1 protein-coding gene is annotated in these 1,945 nt (G+C 44.7%); it reads left to right on the top strand.

Annotated features, from left to right (window positions below; genetic code table 11):
* The first annotated feature begins 589 nt into the window (after positions 1–589).
* Positions 590–1,864, top strand: a complete 1,275-nt coding sequence (gene ltrA / locus FM107_RS10575; protein ID WP_218778961.1) for a group II intron reverse transcriptase/maturase — start codon at positions 590–592, stop codon at positions 1,862–1,864.
* The last annotated feature ends 81 nt before the right edge of the window (positions 1,865–1,945 follow it).

Below are 1,945 nucleotides of genomic sequence, written 5' to 3'. Positions count from 1 at the left end.
TTTTGGTGTGCCCAGCATGGGCAATAACTCTAGGGTGTAAGTCCCGAACACGCCTTTACAGTGGGAAGTGTTAGCTTAAGACAAGGGTGTCCTCTGCGAGGAGGAATCTGAAGGAAGTCGGCGGCAAAATCTCGGTCCGACGAATAGAAACTACATATAAGGCCGCAAGTGTTGGATGAGGTTGCCAAACAAACCGAAGTCCCAAACTGTACGGAAACACTATGGTAAATGTAGCGGATATATGAGATGAAAGTTATTGTTCTTACCTGGGGAGATCTGATTAAAGTCTGTCAAAGGTATGCGCGAATGCCAGCGAAGAAACATATAGCAGAATAATAATGCTATTATGCTTTAGTCAGAAGTCAGCAGACGACATAGTACCTTGTTCCTCTACACTAAACAAGGGAAGGTCAGAATGTTAGAATGGCAAAGGAACCAAGAAGTTTATGATGACGCGTTAAAAGCAGAACCACGTAAGAAAACTACTTACATGAGGGTAGGTCGGAAACCGATAGTAAAATGTAAGAGAAGCTTAGCTGAATCGTGCAACCAATGGACACAATGCCTGAGATTTTTTTTTAGTAATAATATGCTGGAAGAGATATTACACATCCGAAATGTTCAGCACGCTGTCAGGCGTGTTATCTCCAACGGAGGAGCCAGCGGAGTTGATGGTATGCAGATCGATAAACTTCGTGACTACCTTAACACGCATTGGCAAACCCTGCGGTCGGATCTTCTCTGTGGCACTTACCGGCCACAAGCCGTTCGGAAAGTAGAGATTCCCAAAGCAAGTGGCGGCAAGCGTATGCTGGGTATTCCCACGGTCATTGACCGAGTAATTCAGCAAAGCATCTCGCAGTGGCTTAACGTAAAGTACGAGGATTATTTTCACGAGAACAGCTACGGCTTCCGAACCCATCGGAATGCTCATCAGGCCGTCCGTAAAGCACAAGAATATCTCAACACGGGATACACGTGGGTTGCGGAGCTTGATTTGGAGAAATTCTTCGATCAAGTGAACCATGACAAATTGATGCACCTTCTGAGCAAGAAGATTAAGGATCGTCGAGTTCTAGAACTCATCGGGAAATACCTTCGTTGTGGCATTATGGAAAATGGGCTCGAACAGAAGCGAACAGAAGGTACACCACAGGGTAGTCCTTTGAGTCCACTTTTGTCTAATATTATCCTAAACGAATTGGACACAGAACTCAGCTCGCGAGGACATCGCTTCGTACGCTACGCCGATGATTGTAGCATCTACACGGGGAGTAAGAAATCCGCACACCGTGTTATGAACAACATCACTAGCTACATCGAATCTGTCCTCAAACTGAAGGTAAACCGAGAAAAGAGTAAGATAAGTAGGCCTGTTCAAAGTAGCTTATTAGGTTTCAGCTTCTTCAAAAATCGAGGACACTGGCATATTCGCATTTCGCCTAAGAGTATCGAGCGGATTCGAGAGAAAATACGTCAAAATACTCGACGAAATTCAGCCACTCTAATGCATGTGCGATTGACTAAGCTACGGCAGATTACTCGTGGCTGGATCAACTACTTCCGTATTGCCACGAACAAGAAAGTGATGATAGAGCTAGACAAATTAGTCCGAAGACGTTTACGTGTCCTACTTTGGAAACAATGGAAGACAATCGGAAACCGAATTCGGAACTTAATGAAACTAGGGGGCAAACATTGGCTCGCCTACCAACATGCCAACACTCGTAAATCCTACACTCGAACAGGGACAAGTCCCATCCTCGAAACAACGTTAACAAATTCGTACTTCATTAAATTAGGCTACGAAGGATTTGCGGACTATTATTACTGGAGAACAACACATCAAACGACGTTATTCTAACAAACCGCCTTGGTACGGATCCGTATGCCGGGTGGTGTGAGAGGACAGATAGGGAAATAATCCCTATCTTCCTACTCGATT

Origin of the sequence: Sphingobacterium sp. JB170 (assembly GCF_900163865.1) — a bacterium.
Lineage (GTDB): Bacteria > Bacteroidota > Bacteroidia > Sphingobacteriales > Sphingobacteriaceae > Sphingobacterium.
Note: the sequence above shows the minus strand (reverse complement) of the source record. Positions and strands in the feature narration are given on the sequence as shown.